Raw genomic sequence first — 14,707 nt, 5'->3', positions numbered from 1 at the left:
GCCTGCCGGCCCCGCTAGGCCGGCCCCGGCTGCGCCGCGCCCAGCAGATCGACGAAGGCCCGCAGCGGCGCCGGCATGTGGCGGTTGGCAGGGAAGTACAGGAACAGGCCGGGCACCGGCGGGCACCAGTCGTCCAGCACGCGCACCAGCCGGCCTGCGTCGAGCTCGGCCTGCGCGGCGGTCTCGGGCACGTAGGCTATGCCCAGGCCGCGGAGCGCGGCCTCCACCATCAACGGCACGTTGTCCAGCGTGAGGGCGCCGGGCACGTCGACGGCGACCTCCTGGCCGTGCTGCATGAACTCCCAGCGGTAGCGCTTGCCGCTGGGCAGCCGCTGCCGGATGCAGCGGTGCTGGCGCAGGTCTTCCGGCAAGGCCGGCGGCGCACGATCCACCAGGTAGCCCGGCGAGGCCACCGCGATGAACCGCAGCGGGCCGCCGATGGGCACGCCCACCATGTCCTGCGGCAGCGATTCGCCCAGGCGGATGCCGGCGTCGAAGCCCTGCTCCACCACATCCACCAGCCGGCCATCGGCCACCAGGTCCAGTTCCACGTCCGGATGCGCCGCAAGGAAGCGCGGCACCACCTGCTGCAGCAGCAGGCGGGCGGCGGACTCGCTGGTGTTGATGCGCAGGGTGCCGCGCACCCGGCCCTGCGCCTGGGAGACCTGTGCCAGCGCATCGTCCAGCTCGCGCAGCAGCGGACCGATGCGCTCCAGCAGCCGCTGGCCCAGCTCCGTCGGTGCCACGCTGCGGGTGGTGCGGTTGAGCAGCCGTGCGCCCAGCTGCGCCTCCAGTCCCCGCATGGCATGGCTGAGGGCGGAGCGCGACTGGCCGAGCGCATCGGCGGCCTGCCGGAAGCTGCGATGCGCCGCGACGGTCTGGAAGGCGACCAGGTCGGCCAAGGTGGCCTTTGCCATTGGTGAATTCTCCTCACGGGCTCATGCCGCCCGGGCTGGCTTCCGCGGGCGGCGCTGGATTTCCAGAATGCAGGCTCCTGCCCACCCCTCCTGGAAGTACACCATGACGACCCCCAAGACCTGGTTCATCACCGGCGCCTCCTCCGGCCTCGGCCTCGGACTGACCGACACCCTGCTGGCCCGCGGCGACCGCGTCGTGGCCACGGTGCGCCGGCAAGGCGCGCTCTCGACGCTCGAAGCCCGGCATGGCGACCGCCTGGCCGTGCTGCCGCTGGACGTGACCGACGTGCAGGCGATCCGCGCAGTGACGGCCGAGGCCTTCCAGCGCATGGGCCGCATCGACGTGGTGGTGAGCAATGCCGGCTACGGCCTCTTCGGAGCGGCCGAGGAACTGAGCGACGCGCAGATCGACCGGCAGATCGCGACCAACCTGCTGGGTTCGATCCAGCTCATCCGGGCCTGCCTGCCGCTGCTGCGTGCGCAAGGCGGCGGCCAGGTGCTGCAGGTGTCGTCGGAAGGCGGGCAGATCGCCTACCCCGGCTTCAGCCTGTACCACGCGACGAAGTGGGGCATCGAAGGCTTCGTGGAATCCGTGGCGCAGGAAGTGCAGGGCCTGGGCATCGACTTCCTGCTGGTGGAGCCGGGTCCCACCGCCACCGGATTCGGCTCGGCGCTGGACCAGGCCGAGCCCCTGCCCGCCTACGAGCCGACGCCAGCGGGCGCCCTGCGACGGGCTTTCACCAGCGGTGGCTTTGCGTTGCGCGGCGATGCGCAGCGCACCGTCGCGGCCATGATCGCGGCCGCCGACGAACGCACGCCCGGCCTGCGGCGCCTGGCGCTCGGCAGCACCGCCTATGCCTCCATCCACGCCGCCCTGCAGCTGCGCTGCCGGGAACTGCAGGCGCAGCAGGCACTGGCCTTCTCGGCGGACATCGACGGCTGAGCGGCCGACCGAAGCGGCAGGCGCTGCGCCCTCAGGCGGGGCGGCGGCGCCGGGCCAGCAGGCCGACGGCCCCCAGGCCGGCCAGCATCAATGCCGTGGTGCCGGGCTCCGGCACGGCCAGCACACCGGCGGTGCTGGTGAAGTTGGCGTTGTCCGGCGCGAAGTCCGAGATGGCGGCGAAGCCGGTGAAGGCGCCGTCGCGCGGCCACAGGTTCCAGGTGTAGTCCAGCTTGTTGAAGCCGGTGGAAGGCAGCAGCGAGCCGCTGACGTAGCCGGTGATGGTGTTGCCGGCGATCTTCACCGAGCCGGGCGCCAGGCCCACGCCGCCGATGCTGCCGGTGCCATCGGGACGCAGCAGCACCACGCTGTCGAAGCGCACGCCGGTGATGCCGCTGGCCTGGAAGTTAGCCACGCCGCTGCCGCGGTTGACGCCCCACACGTAGAAGCCCTTGTCGGTGGAGCCGATCGCGCCGGCCATGGTGCTGGTGAGTTCGAAGAGGTCCTTGCCGGCGTCGTAGGTGACGGTGGCGCTCAGCACGTCCAGGTCGGTGCTGGTGATGCTGCCGGCGAAGGTGGGCAGGAAGTCTCCCGCCGTGTCGGTGATGCCGCTCAGGGCATGGCTGGCGAAGGGCACGGCACACAGCGCCGCGGCACAGGCCAACTGGCCGAGGATCCGGGTCTTCATCTTGCTCGCTCCTGCAATGTGGATGTGCTGCAGGCGCCCCATGCGCCCCGGCACACCCAGGCATACGCGCGACCACGGCGGAACATTCCCCTGCGCCCGACGAACCCGCATCCATGGCGCTGCGCTGGCTTAGACTCGCGCCATGCCTGCCCGCCTGCCCCTGGTCCTCATCGCGATCATTCGAATTCCGCGCTGACCGGGCACGTGCGCGTCGTCCCGGTCAGCCGGGTCGATGTTGCAGCCAGCTTCTTTCCGTCCGCTGTCCTTCGATCCACGCGCACCGCCGCCGGCGCCTCGCGCGCCCGCCTTGTGGATCACCGGAAGACAGCATGAACGCCCAAGACCTCTTCTCCCGCGCACCGCGCCTGGTGCAGACCTACCTGATGGACCGCGATGCCGGCCTGATGTGCCGCATCCTCGGCCTGTACGCGGCCCGCGGCCTCGACCTGCTGCACGTGGACTACGCCTATGCGGCGCAGGACGTGATGAAGCTGGAAGTGGCCGTGTGCGGACAGCCGGCCGCCACCGCCGACTGCGTGCGCGTGCTGGTGGACAAGGCCTCCACCTTCATCGGCGTGATCGTCGCGACCGAGCAGCCGGTGACGCAGCGCCTGTCCGCATAGCGCCAGCGCCGAGACCACACCGCACCCTGCACAGCATGCACTCGCCGCCGATCAGGTTCAGGAAGGGCGAATGCGCAGGCATGGCCATCACCGCAGCGACCGGGCCACGAAGCCGGGATCGGCGACCAGCACCGGCCAGTCGGCCACCGGCACCTCCACCTTGACGCCGCCGCCCGCCGCGGCGCCCACGGCGGCAGCCGGCATGCGGTAGGTGCGGCCGTCCATCAAATCGATGTAGAGCGGTCGCTGCGTCTCGCGCCAGGCCAGCCTGCTGCAGCTGATGGACACCACGGCCCGCGGCTCGGCGGTGTCGGCCACCGGCAGCGGCGTCATCCTCCACACGCCCAGCACCGTGTGCTCGCGGCCGCTGCCGTCCTTCTGCAGCCAGGCATGTGCCACGTAGCCGGCCGGCACGGTGCAGCCATGGTCGGCCACCGCCGTGGTGCGCTCGTCGAACAGCGCCGTCACGTTCTGGAAGGCACCGAAGGCGATCTTCTTGCCCTTGACCGACTGGTCGCCGTTGGTGAACACGCTGTCGTCGTTGGGGTCCCAGGTGCCGGTGGTCAGCAGGCCCTTGGTGTTCTTCGCATCGTTGTAGTGCAGGTCGGTGATGGTGAACATGCTGGTCTCGATGTCGCGCGCCAGGTCGCCCATCACGCGGCGCAGGTTGTACTTGGCCTGGTTCTTCTCGGTCCAGGCCAGGCGGCCGCCGTTGCACATGGCGTAGGTCTGGCAGGGGGTGGAAGGCGCGCCGTTCTCGTCCATGCGCACCTTGAAGCCGTAGCCCCGCACCAGCGCCAGGAAGTTGTCCACGCTCTGCTTGTCCCAGGGCTTGGCGTCGTAGTCGACGTTGGTGGAATACGGGTGGAAGGACACGTACACGTCCTGCGCCGGCACCGTGGGCCCTTTGTGGTCGTTGAAGTACTTCAGCGACTCCAGGATGTAGGCGCGGTCGCGCTGGTTGGCTGCGCTGTCGTTGCAGTTCTCCACGCAGCCCAGCACATAGTGCACCGTGTACCAGGAGCCGATGGAGATCTTCGCCTTCGGCTGGATGCGCTTGATGGCCTGCGCCACCTCCACGCTGAGCACCTTGTAGCTCTCCAGGTCGGTCATCGGCTCGTTCCAGATCTGCCAGTCGTCGACGCGGTCCTTGTAGCGGCTCACCGTGGCTTCCACGAAAAGCAGGAAGCGCTCCTTGCCCGCACCCTTGGGGAAGGCGCCACCCAGGCCGGCACCGCCGCAATCCACGCAGCCATCGCGTGTGTTGCCGTAGCCGAGGAACATGAACGGTCGCAGCTGCTGCGCCACCGCGCCGTCCACGATCTCGTCGAGCTTGGCGAAGTCGTACACCGCCGGCGTCGCGATCACCTTCTCGACGTCGTTCCAGCCCGACTGCACGCGCACCACGCCGGCGCCCAGCGGATTGAGGAACTCCTTCCAGTTGGCGAAGGTGCTGAAGTTGCGGTCGGTGGTCTCGCCACCGATCATCAGCCGGCTGTCCAGGCCCTGCGCGCGCAGTTCCGCCACCGTGCGGGGCTTGATGCGACCGGCCAGCTCGAAGCCGGCCGCATCGACCGGCGCCAGCGCCGCATAGCTGGGTGGATCGGTCTCGAGGATGGACCGCGTGAAGGCGCTGACCGGCGGGTTGTTCACCACCGCTTCGTCATCGTCGTCGTTGCCGCAGGCCGCGATCTGCAGCATCACGGCCAGGGCCAGCAGGCCGGCGCCGCGGCGCAGCCAGGAAGGTTGCTTGGTCATCTTGTCTGTCTCCGCTTCGGGGGTTCAGAAGGAATGCTTGAGGCCGACGTCCACCGCGGTGGTGCGCGTGCGCTCGACGCCGGCCAGCCGGCCCTGCTGCTTGGCGGAACCCAGGTCGGCATAGACCGAGGTGCGCTTGCTCAGCAGGTGTTCGTAGCCCAGGCCGAGCTTGGTGATGTTGTTGTCATCGCCGTCCGGGTCGAGCCGGGCGATGGCGGCGCGCAGGATGCCCCGGCCCAGCGGCGCGGAGGCGCCCAGGGTCAGGTTCACCACGTCCTTGGCGGCCACGCGTGAATCGGTGTAGGTGAACATCGGTCGCACCCAGCCCAGGTCATAGGCCGCACCGGCCACCACCACCCGCGTGTCGGCGTTCTGGCGGTCGACGCCCAGGCCGGCGTACAGCGGACCGCTGGCGTATTCCACGTTGGCGCCGGTGGAGCGGTCGCGTGCCGCCTCGCCGGCCGCCACGGCCACGTTGGCGCTGAAGCCGTTCCACTTCGGCGTCTTGTAGCCCACCGAGTTGTTGCCGCGCGCATGGCCGTCGATGCGGTAGGTCGCGAACTGGTGGTTGAGACCGGGCGAGCCCACCGTGTCCCACAGCCACGGGTCGGTCTTCAAGGCGGGCCAGAACGCGGGCACGTACTCGCGGCCGAGATACAGCGTGCCCACCTGTGCACTCTCCAGGTACACATAGGAGCGCGCCTTCCAGAACACCGGATCGGCCTCGCCGGTGTCGCTGCGGAACCGATGCTCGATCTGGAAGCCCGCGCGCAGCCCGCTGCCCAGGTCTTCCACGCCCTGGAAGCCGAGCCGGCTCTCGGAGCCGTGGCGCACGTCCCAGCGCTCGCCCTCGCGGCCCAGGCGGCCGTTGCTGCCGCTCAAGCTGGAGGTGCCGTCGTTCTGCCGCGTGACGCCCAGGTCGAAGCGGCCGTAGATCGTGACGTTGGACTGCGCATGCGCGGGCATGCCGGTGCCGCCGGTGAGGGCGGCCAGGGCTGCGAGCGCCAGGACTCTGTATTGCATCGTTGTCTCCAGGGTCGCGGACTATGGATAGTCCAGTTAATAAAATGTTTGCGAACGTGCGCGTTGGCTGGGCGTGCGCCGGGCGCGGCCTTGTCTAAAGGAAGCGGAAGCTGGCGGCCGGCAGGCCCAGACCGTCCGACACCAGGCGGAACAGGCTGCCGTCGCAGCTGCCTGCGTGCTGCCCATCGTCCTGCGGCGGTCCGGCGGTCCACTCCGGGCGGACCAGCGAGGTGACGAACCACCACTGCAGCGAAGGTCCGCCATAGCAGCACATGGTCGGCGCGCGGCAAGGCAGGTGCAGCGCGGGCAGGCGCAGGCCGTCGGCCGAGAACCGGTTGAGCCGCCCGGCGGACACGCCGGCCGACAGGTAGTCGCCCCGGCGGTTGACCACGGCGCCGTCGGGCCGGCCCTCCGCCTCGCCGCTGAACACGAAGTGCCGCGGCGCGCCCATGTCGCCCCGTGCCTCGTCCCAGGGCGCGACCCACACCTGCCCGGCATGGCTGTCGGAGAAGTAGATCTGCAGGCCGTCCGGGCTGAAGGCGATGCCATTGGCCACGCACAGGCCGCCGCGCAACCGGCGCACGCGGCCGTCGGCACCCAGCACATGGAGGCTGCCGGTGGGCAGCTTGTGGCTGCCGTCGTTCATCGAGCCGAAGACGAACCAGCCCCCGCCCGGCGATACCTTGCCGTCGTTCAACCGGTTGCCCGGTGGCTCGGTGTCCACCTCGGCCACCGGCTTCAGGCTGCCGTCGCGCCGGTCCAGCAGCACCAGCCGCCGCCGCAGCGCCAGCAGCACGCGGCCGTCGGCGCACAGCGCCATGGCACCCACCGGCTCGTCCAGCTGCCAGTGCTGCACCGTCGGCTCGTCGGACTGGGGGTCGATGGACAGCAGCTGCTGCCGCCGGACGTCGATCCACAGCAGGCGGCCGCTGCCGGCGTCCCACACCGGGTTCTCGCCGACGCGGTTGTGCACGCGGTACTCGGTCATGGCGCTGCCGCGCCCGTCCAGGTGCTGGTGCCGGGAGACGTGCCGCATGTCAGCCCGCGGCGCGGTGGGGGTAGCGGGCCGCCTGCGCCGCCTTCCACGCCTGGAAGCGCGGCCGCAGTGCATCGTCGGTCAGCGGATACAGCCCGAACAGGCCATCGCCCTGCCCCAGCCGCTCGGCCACCCAGTCTTCGTAGATGGTCTGCTCGTAGGCTTCCGCAGCCACCTCGTTGGCGATGCCCGAGGGAATGACCACGACGCCTTCGGCATCGCCCACCATCACGTCGCCGGGGTACACCGCCACGCCGCCACGGGACCTGGGCCCGCGCGGCATCACGGTCAACACCGTGCACCCCGGCCCCACCGGCACCGACATGAACCCGGCCGATGGCGAGCTGGCCCGCCGGCTGACGCCGCAGATCGCGGTCGGCCGCTATGGCCAGCCGAACGACATCGCCAACGTGGTCGCCTTCCTGGCCAGCCCGCAGGCCGGTTTTGTCACCGGCGCCGACATCCTGGCCGACGGCGGCTTCACCGCCTGAATCGCCACCCACCCAAGGAGCTTCAACATGAGCAACACCCTGCCCTCCATCGGCATCATCGGCGCCGGCCAGATCGGCAGCGCCTTCGCCCACGCCCTGGCCCGGCACGACATCCCGGCGGTGCTGTCCAACAGCCGCGGGCCGCAGAGCCTGCAGGCCCTGGTGCAGGCCATCGGCCCCAGCGTGCGCGCCGGCACGCGCGAGGAAGCGGCGGCGCAGCAGATGGTGCTGGTGGCCGTCAACTGGTCGAAGCTGCCGGCCGCCCTGGCGGGCCTGCCCGACTTCGATGGCCGCATCGTCATCGATGCCAACAACCCGATCGAGGCACCGCTGTTCAAGCCGGTGGAACTGCAGGGTCGCAGCTCCAGCGAGGTGTTCGCCAGCCTGGTGCCGGGCGCCCGGGTGGTGAAGGCCTTCAACCACCTGAAGCCGGCCCTCGTGGCAGGTGATCCGGCGCAGCGTGGTGGTCAGCGTGTGCTGTTCCTGGCAGGCGACGACACGGCCGCCAAGCAGGCCGTGGGCACGCTGGTGCAGGCGCTGGGCTTCGCGGGCATCGACCTCGGCAGCCTGGCCGGCGGTGGCCGCCTGAGCCAGTTTCCCGGCGGGCCGCTGGCCGCGCAGGAACTGGTGCGCTTTGCCTGAGGCCATCGACATGAGCAGAGAAGCACCCACCGATGTCGACGCGCTGCTCCAGGCGAACCTGGAGCGTGTGTTCAACGAGCGCGACGATGCGAGGCGCGCAGATGCCATCGCGGCGCTGTACACCGAAGCGCCCGTGATGTACGAGCCCGCCGGTCCGGTGCACGGGCGTGGCGACATCCACCGCATTGCGGGCGAACTGCTGCAGCAGTTCGGGCCCCGCTTCCGCTTCGCCGCCCAAGGCATGGCAGCGGGCCACCACGGCATGGCCACCCTGCGCTGGACCGGCGGCGAACCGGGCCAGCCACCCGTGGTGCAGGGCTTCGACACGGCGGAGATCGTCGACGGCCGCATCGCGCGGCTGTGGGTGCTCATCGAGCCGCCCGGGCGATGAGGCGCACATCGCGCGCATGACCGCCTGTTTCGATCCGTTCGGCGGCCACCCTTCACCCACACGGAACGGGCCGTCCGCAAGAGCTCTTCAAGGCGTCATGCGCCAGTCGGCAAGGAAGCGTCGGACGGCGGCGTCCTCCGTCAACCCGATCGCAGTCTGCATGGACTCGGACGCCTCGCTACGCTGTCCTGCGGCCGCACGCGCATGCGCCAACGTCACCCAGTAGGGCTGGTACCTGGAGACGCTGGCCGGCGGCAGGCCGAGCAGCAGATCGAGGGCCTGCCGATGCGCGCCGGCGTCCACCAGGGCTGCAGCGCGCGCCACCAGCACCCCGGTACTCGGACAGCGGTCGGCCAGCAGCCCGTACAGGACGACCAGCGCCTCATGCCGGGTGCGGCCGGTGATGGCGCGCTGTGCGTGCACCGACTGGATCGCCGCTTCGCATTGGTAGCGGCCGAACACCGCGGCGCGGGATGCCGCGATCAGTTCGTTCTCGGCCTCCACGATCATCTCGTGCGACCACAGCCGGGTATCCTGCAGCTTCAGGGGCACGAAGCTGCCGTCCGGCCCCCTGCGCGCGGCGCGGCGCGCTTCGCAGTGCAGCAGCAGCGCCAGCAGGCCGCGCACCTCCGGCTCGTCGGGCAACAGGGCGACCAGCAGCCGGCCCAGGAACAACGCTTCATCGGCCAGGTCCTGCTGCCCGGTGTCGGCGCCGGCCACCGCGTCCCAGGCCGTGCCGTAGGCCGCATAGATGGCGTCGAGCACGTCGGACAGCCGGGAGGACATGTCCTCGGCCGCAGGCAGTTCGAAGCGCAGGCCCGTGTCCTTGATCCTGGCCTTGGCGCGCACCAGGCGCTGCCCCATGGTCGCCGGGGCCACCAGGAAGGCCGCCGCAATCTGTGCCGCATCCAGGCCGAGCACGGTCTGCAGCATCAGCGGTGTGCGCGCGGCTTCCTCGATGGCCGGGTGGGCGCACACGAACAGCAACTTCAGCCGGTCGTCGGGGATGTCCGGCTGCTCGGGTGCGGCTTCGTCGTGAAGCAGCAGCAGGTCCGCCACCGACGCGTCGACCACCGCCCGGTGACGGGCCGTGTTCCTGGCGCTGTTGCGCGCGGCAGTGAGCAGCCATGCCTCGGGGTTGCGCGGCACGCCCGCCGACGGCCAGCTGCGCAAGGCGGCCAGGAAGGCTTCGGCCAGTGCATCTTCAGACGACGCGATGTCGCGCGAGCGCGCCGCCAGGATCGACAGCAGGCGACCGTAGGAGGCCCGGGCCGCCTTTTCCGCGGCCCGACGCGGGTCGTCCATGCTCAGGGCGCCGGGGGCGGCATCACCGGCCGCACTTCGACCGAGGCGGTCGAAGCCGAGGGCGCCCGGGCCGCCCAGGCCAGCGCGGTGTCCAGATCCGGCACGTCGATCACGAAGTAGCCGCCCAGTTGCTCCTTGGTGTCAGCGAACGGACCGTCCTGGACCACGCGCTTGCCATCGCGGATGCGCACCGTCGTGGCCGTGTGCGGCCCGTGCAGACCATCGCCCTTGACGATGACGCCGGCCTGCGCCATGGCGCCGATGAAGGCATTCCAGCCGCCCCAGTAGGCGCCAGCCTGCGCGGGGTCGTCGCGCTTGGCGAATTCACTCGCGGGTTCGTTGAGCAGAAGCATGTAGTGCATGGTGGGGTCCTGTCGTGGTGCGGTATCGAGGAAGAAAGGATGTCGACCGAGCAGCTGGCGACGTGCGGCTGTCTGCGCCGCCCAGTCCACCGGAACGCTGCTACCCGGATGACACCCGGGTCGATGCGATTTCGACAGGCTGGGCTTGGTCATCAGGCTTTTCAGGTGTGCGCTGTGACCCTGACAGCGGCGTGAAAGGACTGACCCGGGAAGATTCCGGGTAGCTCCGCCGGGCCGCCTAGGTTTGCTTGTGGGTCAGGTGGCTTGCAATCCGCTTCAGGATGCCGGGTCGGTGGTTGGGTGAAGCCGCCGCGGTCCCGGGGGAATCGTCCAGGATCTGCTGAACCATCGCAGCAGGCTTGCGCTCTTCGCCGCCACGGCCCGGCAGGTACTTGTCCAGCGCCGCCTTGCCGACGTACTGGGCGATGAAGCCGACCACGACTGCGCCCCAGAAGTCGGTGACGCTGATCTTCACCAGGAACTGGGACTCAGACAGGCGCGCCATCAGGATGGTGATGATGGCGGCATACAGGAAGACACCGAGCATGGCAGAGGCGTTCGCGCTGACCTTCCACAAGCTCGCCCCCCAGGAGCCATCGCGTGGAATGGCTCGGTCTTGACCTGGAAACAGCAGCCAACAGGCGAGCCCGCCGATCATGGCCCCGAAAATGATCACGAACTGGGGCGCGCCGGCCTTGATGGTGGCCACCTGGGAGAAGGTGTAGTAGCCCGGCTCGGTGGGCAGCTTGTTGGCGCCCACCTTGGCCTGCACGAGGATCTTGTAGTCCCCGGGCGAGAAGAACAGGTAGCGCATTTCCATCATGATCTGCGTCCAGGCGGAGTCGGCCACCTCGGCAAGGGTGTAGGCAGGCGCACGCGCGGGGCCGGTTTGGCACGCTTCGAGGTGTTCTTGAACACCGCGGTGATGCCGAGGTCGGAGCCGACGACCGGATTGGCTCGCGAGGTCTGCACTTCGATGTCGAGGGTGATGTCCTCCGCCGCCGCCGGCACTGGCACGCTCGCGGCGGCCGCCTGCCGTGTGGCTGCCGTCTTTGCGGCAGGTGCCCCACGCGTCGGGAGCGTCGAGACGGCCATCAACACAAACACCACCCACTTGCAGATCGCTCCTGATGGCATCCGTCGCCTCCCGCGCCTGGAGCAGCCGCCAGTGACCACGGCGGGCGCTCGATCCAGCGCCCAGTGTCATGTCGCCGGATGTGCCGGCGGTACCCCTACGTTGGCAGTCGCCAGGTGTCGGCGGTCATGCCCACGGGCACGAACTGCTCCGTGCCACGTTGGCAGAGCTGACCGTCCAGGTTCGTGCTGGCGAAGAGGGCTCTCCTGCGCCTCCCGCCAAAGTCATGGGCTCAATCAGGGCGTCCGCGTCTGACCTGGCTGCTTGGCAGGCCACCCCAGCCGGCCGGCGGCCATGTGGCGCGGCGACCTGCCATTGCCCCGATAAGAGCGAGGCCGCTCAGCATCATGACGACCGATGCGGGCTCGGGCACCGCTGTCAGCGCGTTGATCGTGTCGATCTGCGCGCTTGTCACCGAGTAGACCCAAGTGGCAGCACCGTGGTCTCGCGTGGCCCATTCGCCCTGCTCCAGCCGGATGTCGCCGACGCTGATGTTCGAGACGACGGCGGAACTCCCTGCGACGCCCGAATCGACCAGGAAGGTGATCTCGGTGGCGTCGACAGGCTGCAGCGTGAGATCGATGTGCCGCAGGCTCACGGCGCTTGCAAAGGATTCGGTTCGGTAGACAGTGAATCCACCAAGCAGCACACGGAAAGTCGTGTTCGGCTCAAGGATCGAGAGGTCGAACTCGAGACGAATCGGCGCGGAGGTGCCCGGCAGCGAGTGGGCTATCGAAGCCGGCGAAGCCGTTTGCAGCCATATGCCGAGGTCGCCGAGGGTCGGCGCCGCTCGACTGCCAATCGTTGCGCAGCAGGTCGGTCGCGTCGGTCCGTCTGTCGAAATAGCTTGGCGTCAGGGTCGGCCGCTCATTCGAGTCGCTGTTGAAGAAGAACAGGCGGTCCTGCAAGCCATCGCGCCAGTTGTCCAGGCGCTGCAGCAGACCCGGGCGCGGGGTCGTCTGCGAGGCGGGCGCCTGCACCGACAGCGTGTTGCGCAACGCAACGCGCAGATCGCCGGTTGCCTTGACGCTGGACTCCGGCAGGCCGCCCATCACCGTGAGCAGTTCATAGCTGCCGAGCCGCGGGGTGAACGTCCTGGTGCCTGCGACACCAAGCTCCAGATCCACGGGGTTCGTGCCAAGCACCTTCCGCTGCTCATCTCTCAGCCGGAGCTGCGTTCCAAAGGGCTGCTGCGTGAGCTGCACGAGCAGAGTCGCCGGAACGTTGATGCCGTTCACGCCGCCATCCATGCGACTCAGTGCACCACCAAAGCGTCCGGTCATCGCAACGTTCGAAGCCACGATCGAGGAGATGTCGAGATCGGCGGCTGGCGCAAAGCTGAATGGAAGCTCCCTCACCGAGCCCGTTGCCCTTTCCCAGCGATAGTCGAACACCCTGTCGAGAAAGACATCCTGTGGCGTCGACGATGCGAAGCCCGGGGTTGCGACCATGATGACGGTGAGGCCGAGTGCATGAAACTGTCTCATGGTGCAAGTGCCCTCCTGCTCGAAGTCACCGTAGCACAGCTCATGGCCTCCGTGCCGGGCCTGGGATCCGTCGTGTTCGAGCCCCCCTAACTTGCATCACGGTCAGCCCGGCGCAGCGCGGCCTGCGTCAGGATGCAGGAGCTCAGCTTGTAGGATGCCAAGAACACCGCGCGACGCACCGACCTGAAGCGTGCACGCGCAAGAAGTGGCGGGGCAGCCTCGACCCGCCTGGCGCACGCGCCCCTTTCAAATCCAATCGGTTAGGACGGCCTTGAAACTCGCCACATGAACTGTGCATGGGGGATCCGGGCGATTTCAGGACGTCCCAGGTTGTTCCGAATACTATATACGGAACAACGACTTAGCGACGCACCTGCTCTCAAGCCGTTCCGGCCGATCTCTTGAGATCCCGATCGGCTGGGGGTATGGTTGGGGGTACGGATCGACCCATACCCCCAGTGCTGACAACGCTTCAGATCAAGTCGGCCAAGCCGGCGGAACGTGCCTACAAGCTGGCCGACACGGGTGGCCTATTCGTCCTCGTCCAGCCCAACGGCTCAAAGCTCTGGCGCTACAAGTTCAGGTTGGACGGCGTCGAAGGTCTGCAGGCGCTTGGGGCGTTCCCCGAGGTCACGCTTGCCGACGCGCGGCTCGCCCACGCAGAGTCGCGCAAGCTGGTAGCGAAGGGCGTTCACCCCGTCCAGGCGCGGCGCGATGAACGCGAGAGCCGCGCTCATGCAGAACTACACCGCGTCAAAGGCAACTTCGGCGCGGTGTGTGCAGACTGGAATGCCGCGACGGGTGCGGTCCTTCGGCCAGCGACGGTGTTGCAGCGCAACCGGGAGATCGAGAAGGACCTGACGCCCCGCTTCAAGGACCGGCCGATCTCGAAGATCACACGTCTGGAACTGACCGCTGCGCTGAAAGAGGTAGAGGCACGAGCTCCAGAGGTCGCGCGAAACCTACGCAACTACCTGTGGGGCATCTTCGAGTACGCCATCGACTCGGGGCTCATCGCCGACAACCCTGTGCCGCCGGTTCGCGTGCTCCGCAAGCGCAACCAGGAGAACCACCCTGCCTTGTCGCCCGACTTGCTGAGTGAGTTCCTGCGCAAGCTGGATGCTATCGACACGCTTCACGAGCAGACGCGGATCGCGATGCTGCTCGTCGTATTGACGGCCTGTCGCAAGGCCGAAGTCACCGGCGGCAAGTGGAGCGAGATCGACCTGAATGCAGCGGCGTGGGAAATCCCTGCCTACCGGATGAAGGCCGGCCGCGCCCACTGGGTGCCGCTCTCCCGTCAGTGCATGAAGCTGCTGCAGGAGCTGCGGGCGCTCGTTCCCGAGGACAGCGTCTACCTGTTCCCCAATCGGCTCGATCCCGATCGGCCGATGGCCGATCGAACTCTCAATGCGCTGATGGAGCGGCTGGGCTTCAGCGGTGACGGGACACCGCATGGCATGCGCGCGACATTTAGCACGCACTTCAACGCGGCCGGCGCGAGCATCGACGTCATCGAACACTGCTTGGCCCACTTGCCCGGCAACCGAGTACGTGCTGCGTACAACCGACACGCCTATCAAGCCGAACGCCGCGACTTGCTTCAGACATGGGCTAATCACGTGGACCAATTACGCGCCAATCTGCCATCCTCGGGCAGGTCGCGGTCGACCGTACCCGGAACAGCCAAGGGCGCCACCACAAGCGGTCAATGCCGGCGCGCATGTCCTACAGCTGGCTACACCACCAAAGGGCGTCGATCCTGATCATGCGCCGGTGAGCTGTTCAGGCCCACCCGGAGCCTATACGCTAAGTTGCCGTACAACCCCATCAACGGGTGCACGCCAAGATGTCCGGCCTGAGCCCTGCTCACCGAGCATGACTTGGTGCACTGGACGGTCGCGGCCGC

The 14,707-nt window shown here is 68.7% G+C and carries 17 protein-coding genes; 6 read left to right on the top strand and 11 right to left on the bottom strand.

Translation table 11 applies throughout. From position 1 onward, the window contains the following. Window positions 1-14: 14 nt before the first annotated feature. Window positions 15-917, bottom strand: a complete 903-nt coding sequence (locus LRS14_RS02455; protein ID WP_257798472.1) for a LysR family transcriptional regulator — start codon at window positions 915-917, stop codon at window positions 15-17. Window positions 918-1,020: 103 nt separating this feature from the next. Between LRS14_RS02455 and LRS14_RS02450 the strand changes: the two genes are divergently transcribed. Further along, window positions 1,021-1,860, top strand: a complete 840-nt coding sequence (locus LRS14_RS02450) for an SDR family oxidoreductase (protein ID WP_257798471.1) — start codon at window positions 1,021-1,023, stop codon at window positions 1,858-1,860. 31 nt (window positions 1,861-1,891) lie between these two features. Here the strand turns inward: LRS14_RS02450 and LRS14_RS02445 are convergent, their stop codons facing one another. Beyond that, complete coding sequence (locus tag LRS14_RS02445; RefSeq protein ID WP_257798470.1) at window positions 1,892-2,545, bottom strand: PEP-CTERM sorting domain-containing protein; 654 nt, start codon at window positions 2,543-2,545, stop codon at window positions 1,892-1,894. A gap of 329 nt (window positions 2,546-2,874) precedes the next feature. Here LRS14_RS02445 and LRS14_RS02440 point away from each other — a divergent pair, with 329 nt between their 5' ends. Further along, window positions 2,875-3,168: a hypothetical protein gene (locus LRS14_RS02440; protein WP_046113560.1), complete on the top strand. Its 294-nt coding sequence runs from the start codon at window positions 2,875-2,877 to the stop codon at window positions 3,166-3,168. 87 nt (window positions 3,169-3,255) lie between these two features. Here LRS14_RS02440 and LRS14_RS02435 read toward each other — a convergent pair whose 3' ends face one another. From LRS14_RS02435 to LRS14_RS02420, 4 genes are all read right to left on the bottom strand, one after another. Continuing rightward, complete coding sequence (locus tag LRS14_RS02435) at window positions 3,256-4,926, bottom strand: hypothetical protein (protein WP_257798469.1); 1,671 nt, start codon at window positions 4,924-4,926, stop codon at window positions 3,256-3,258. A gap of 24 nt (window positions 4,927-4,950) precedes the next feature. After that, a complete protein-coding gene (locus LRS14_RS02430) occupies window positions 4,951-5,949 on the bottom strand; it encodes a porin (RefSeq protein ID WP_257798468.1) in 999 nt (332 codons plus the stop codon). Between the two features lie 94 nt (window positions 5,950-6,043). Further along, the gene (locus LRS14_RS02425; RefSeq protein WP_257798467.1) at window positions 6,044-6,985 is read right to left on the bottom strand and encodes an SMP-30/gluconolactonase/LRE family protein; all 942 of its coding nucleotides are present in this window, start codon (window positions 6,983-6,985) and stop codon (window positions 6,044-6,046) included. A 1-nt stretch (window position 6,986) separates the two neighbouring features. Continuing rightward, window positions 6,987-7,238 (bottom strand): hypothetical protein, encoded by a 252-nt coding sequence (locus LRS14_RS02420; RefSeq protein ID WP_257800508.1) that lies wholly within the window; start codon window positions 7,236-7,238, stop codon window positions 6,987-6,989. Between LRS14_RS02420 and LRS14_RS02415 the strand changes: the two genes are divergently transcribed. The 3 genes from LRS14_RS02415 to LRS14_RS02405 are packed head-to-tail and all read left to right on the top strand — an operon-like array spanning window position 7,171 to window position 8,509. Next, window positions 7,171-7,476, top strand: coding sequence for an SDR family oxidoreductase (locus LRS14_RS02415; protein ID WP_404977521.1), 306 nt, complete (start codon window positions 7,171-7,173; stop codon window positions 7,474-7,476). The two genes, LRS14_RS02420 and LRS14_RS02415, sit on opposite strands and share 68 nt — an antisense overlap. 27 nt (window positions 7,477-7,503) lie before the next feature. Continuing rightward, window positions 7,504-8,118 (top strand): NADPH-dependent F420 reductase, encoded by a 615-nt coding sequence (locus tag LRS14_RS02410; RefSeq protein WP_257798466.1) that lies wholly within the window; start codon window positions 7,504-7,506, stop codon window positions 8,116-8,118. A 10-nt stretch (window positions 8,119-8,128) separates the two neighbouring features. Next, entirely contained in the window at window positions 8,129-8,509 is a 381-nt protein-coding gene (locus LRS14_RS02405; RefSeq protein WP_257798464.1) for a nuclear transport factor 2 family protein, read from the top strand. 87 nt (window positions 8,510-8,596) lie between these two features. Here the strand turns inward: LRS14_RS02405 and LRS14_RS02400 are convergent, their stop codons facing one another. The 5 genes from LRS14_RS02400 to LRS14_RS02380 form a co-directional block, all read right to left on the bottom strand. Continuing rightward, entirely contained in the window at window positions 8,597-9,814 is a 1,218-nt protein-coding gene (locus LRS14_RS02400) for an RNA polymerase sigma factor (protein WP_257798463.1), read from the bottom strand. A 2-nt stretch (window positions 9,815-9,816) separates the two neighbouring features. Next, window positions 9,817-10,329 (bottom strand): YciI family protein, encoded by a 513-nt coding sequence (locus LRS14_RS02395; RefSeq protein ID WP_310740788.1) that lies wholly within the window; start codon window positions 10,327-10,329, stop codon window positions 9,817-9,819. Between the two features lie 85 nt (window positions 10,330-10,414). Then, a complete protein-coding gene (locus LRS14_RS02390; RefSeq protein ID WP_257798462.1) occupies window positions 10,415-11,383 on the bottom strand; it encodes a hypothetical protein in 969 nt (322 codons plus the stop codon). Between the two features lie 160 nt (window positions 11,384-11,543). Continuing rightward, on the bottom strand, window positions 11,544-11,909 hold the full coding sequence (locus LRS14_RS02385; RefSeq protein ID WP_257798461.1) for a PEP-CTERM sorting domain-containing protein: 366 nt from the start codon (window positions 11,907-11,909) through the stop codon (window positions 11,544-11,546). A 70-nt stretch (window positions 11,910-11,979) separates the two neighbouring features. Beyond that, window positions 11,980-12,798, bottom strand: a complete 819-nt coding sequence (locus tag LRS14_RS02380) for a hypothetical protein (RefSeq protein WP_257798460.1) — start codon at window positions 12,796-12,798, stop codon at window positions 11,980-11,982. A 458-nt stretch (window positions 12,799-13,256) separates the two neighbouring features. On the opposite strand from LRS14_RS02380, the gene LRS14_RS02375 reads away from it, so the two are divergent. After that, on the top strand, window positions 13,257-14,564 hold the full coding sequence (locus tag LRS14_RS02375; RefSeq protein ID WP_257798459.1) for a tyrosine-type recombinase/integrase: 1,308 nt from the start codon (window positions 13,257-13,259) through the stop codon (window positions 14,562-14,564). Window positions 14,565-14,707: the final 143 nt, after the last annotated feature.

The organism is Aquincola sp. J276, assembly GCF_024700035.1.
GTDB lineage: Bacteria > Pseudomonadota > Gammaproteobacteria > Burkholderiales > Burkholderiaceae_C > Aquincola > Aquincola tertiaricarbonis.
This window is presented reverse-complemented; position numbering and strand designations above follow the sequence as displayed.

Excerpts from the sequence above, each read along its gene's own strand:
- LRS14_RS02390 (WP_257798462.1), bottom strand. The coding sequence starts at position 11,383 with ATGACACTGGGCGCTGGATCGAGCGCCCGCCGTGGTCACTGGCGGCTG.
- LRS14_RS02445 (WP_257798470.1), bottom strand. The coding sequence starts at position 2,545 with ATGAAGACCCGGATCCTCGGCCAGTTGGCCTGTGCCGCGGCGCTGTGT.
- LRS14_RS02400 (WP_257798463.1), bottom strand. The coding sequence starts at position 9,814 with ATGGACGACCCGCGTCGGGCCGCGGAAAAGGCGGCCCGGGCCTCCTAC.
- LRS14_RS02380 (WP_257798460.1), bottom strand. The coding sequence starts at position 12,798 with ATGAGACAGTTTCATGCACTCGGCCTCACCGTCATCATGGTCGCAACC.
- LRS14_RS02405 (WP_257798464.1), top strand. The coding sequence starts at position 8,129 with ATGAGCAGAGAAGCACCCACCGATGTCGACGCGCTGCTCCAGGCGAAC.
- LRS14_RS02410 (WP_257798466.1), top strand. The coding sequence starts at position 7,504 with ATGAGCAACACCCTGCCCTCCATCGGCATCATCGGCGCCGGCCAGATC.
- LRS14_RS02395 (WP_310740788.1), bottom strand. The coding sequence starts at position 10,329 with ATGACCAAGCCCAGCCTGTCGAAATCGCATCGACCCGGGTGTCATCCG.
- LRS14_RS02455 (WP_257798472.1), bottom strand. The coding sequence starts at position 917 with ATGGCAAAGGCCACCTTGGCCGACCTGGTCGCCTTCCAGACCGTCGCG.
- LRS14_RS02435 (WP_257798469.1), bottom strand. The coding sequence starts at position 4,926 with ATGACCAAGCAACCTTCCTGGCTGCGCCGCGGCGCCGGCCTGCTGGCC.
- LRS14_RS02440 (WP_046113560.1), top strand. The coding sequence starts at position 2,875 with ATGAACGCCCAAGACCTCTTCTCCCGCGCACCGCGCCTGGTGCAGACC.
- LRS14_RS02450 (WP_257798471.1), top strand. The coding sequence starts at position 1,021 with ATGACGACCCCCAAGACCTGGTTCATCACCGGCGCCTCCTCCGGCCTC.
- LRS14_RS02415 (WP_404977521.1), top strand. The coding sequence starts at position 7,171 with ATGCCCGAGGGAATGACCACGACGCCTTCGGCATCGCCCACCATCACG.
- LRS14_RS02430 (WP_257798468.1), bottom strand. The coding sequence starts at position 5,949 with ATGCAATACAGAGTCCTGGCGCTCGCAGCCCTGGCCGCCCTCACCGGC.
- LRS14_RS02425 (WP_257798467.1), bottom strand. The coding sequence starts at position 6,985 with ATGCGGCACGTCTCCCGGCACCAGCACCTGGACGGGCGCGGCAGCGCC.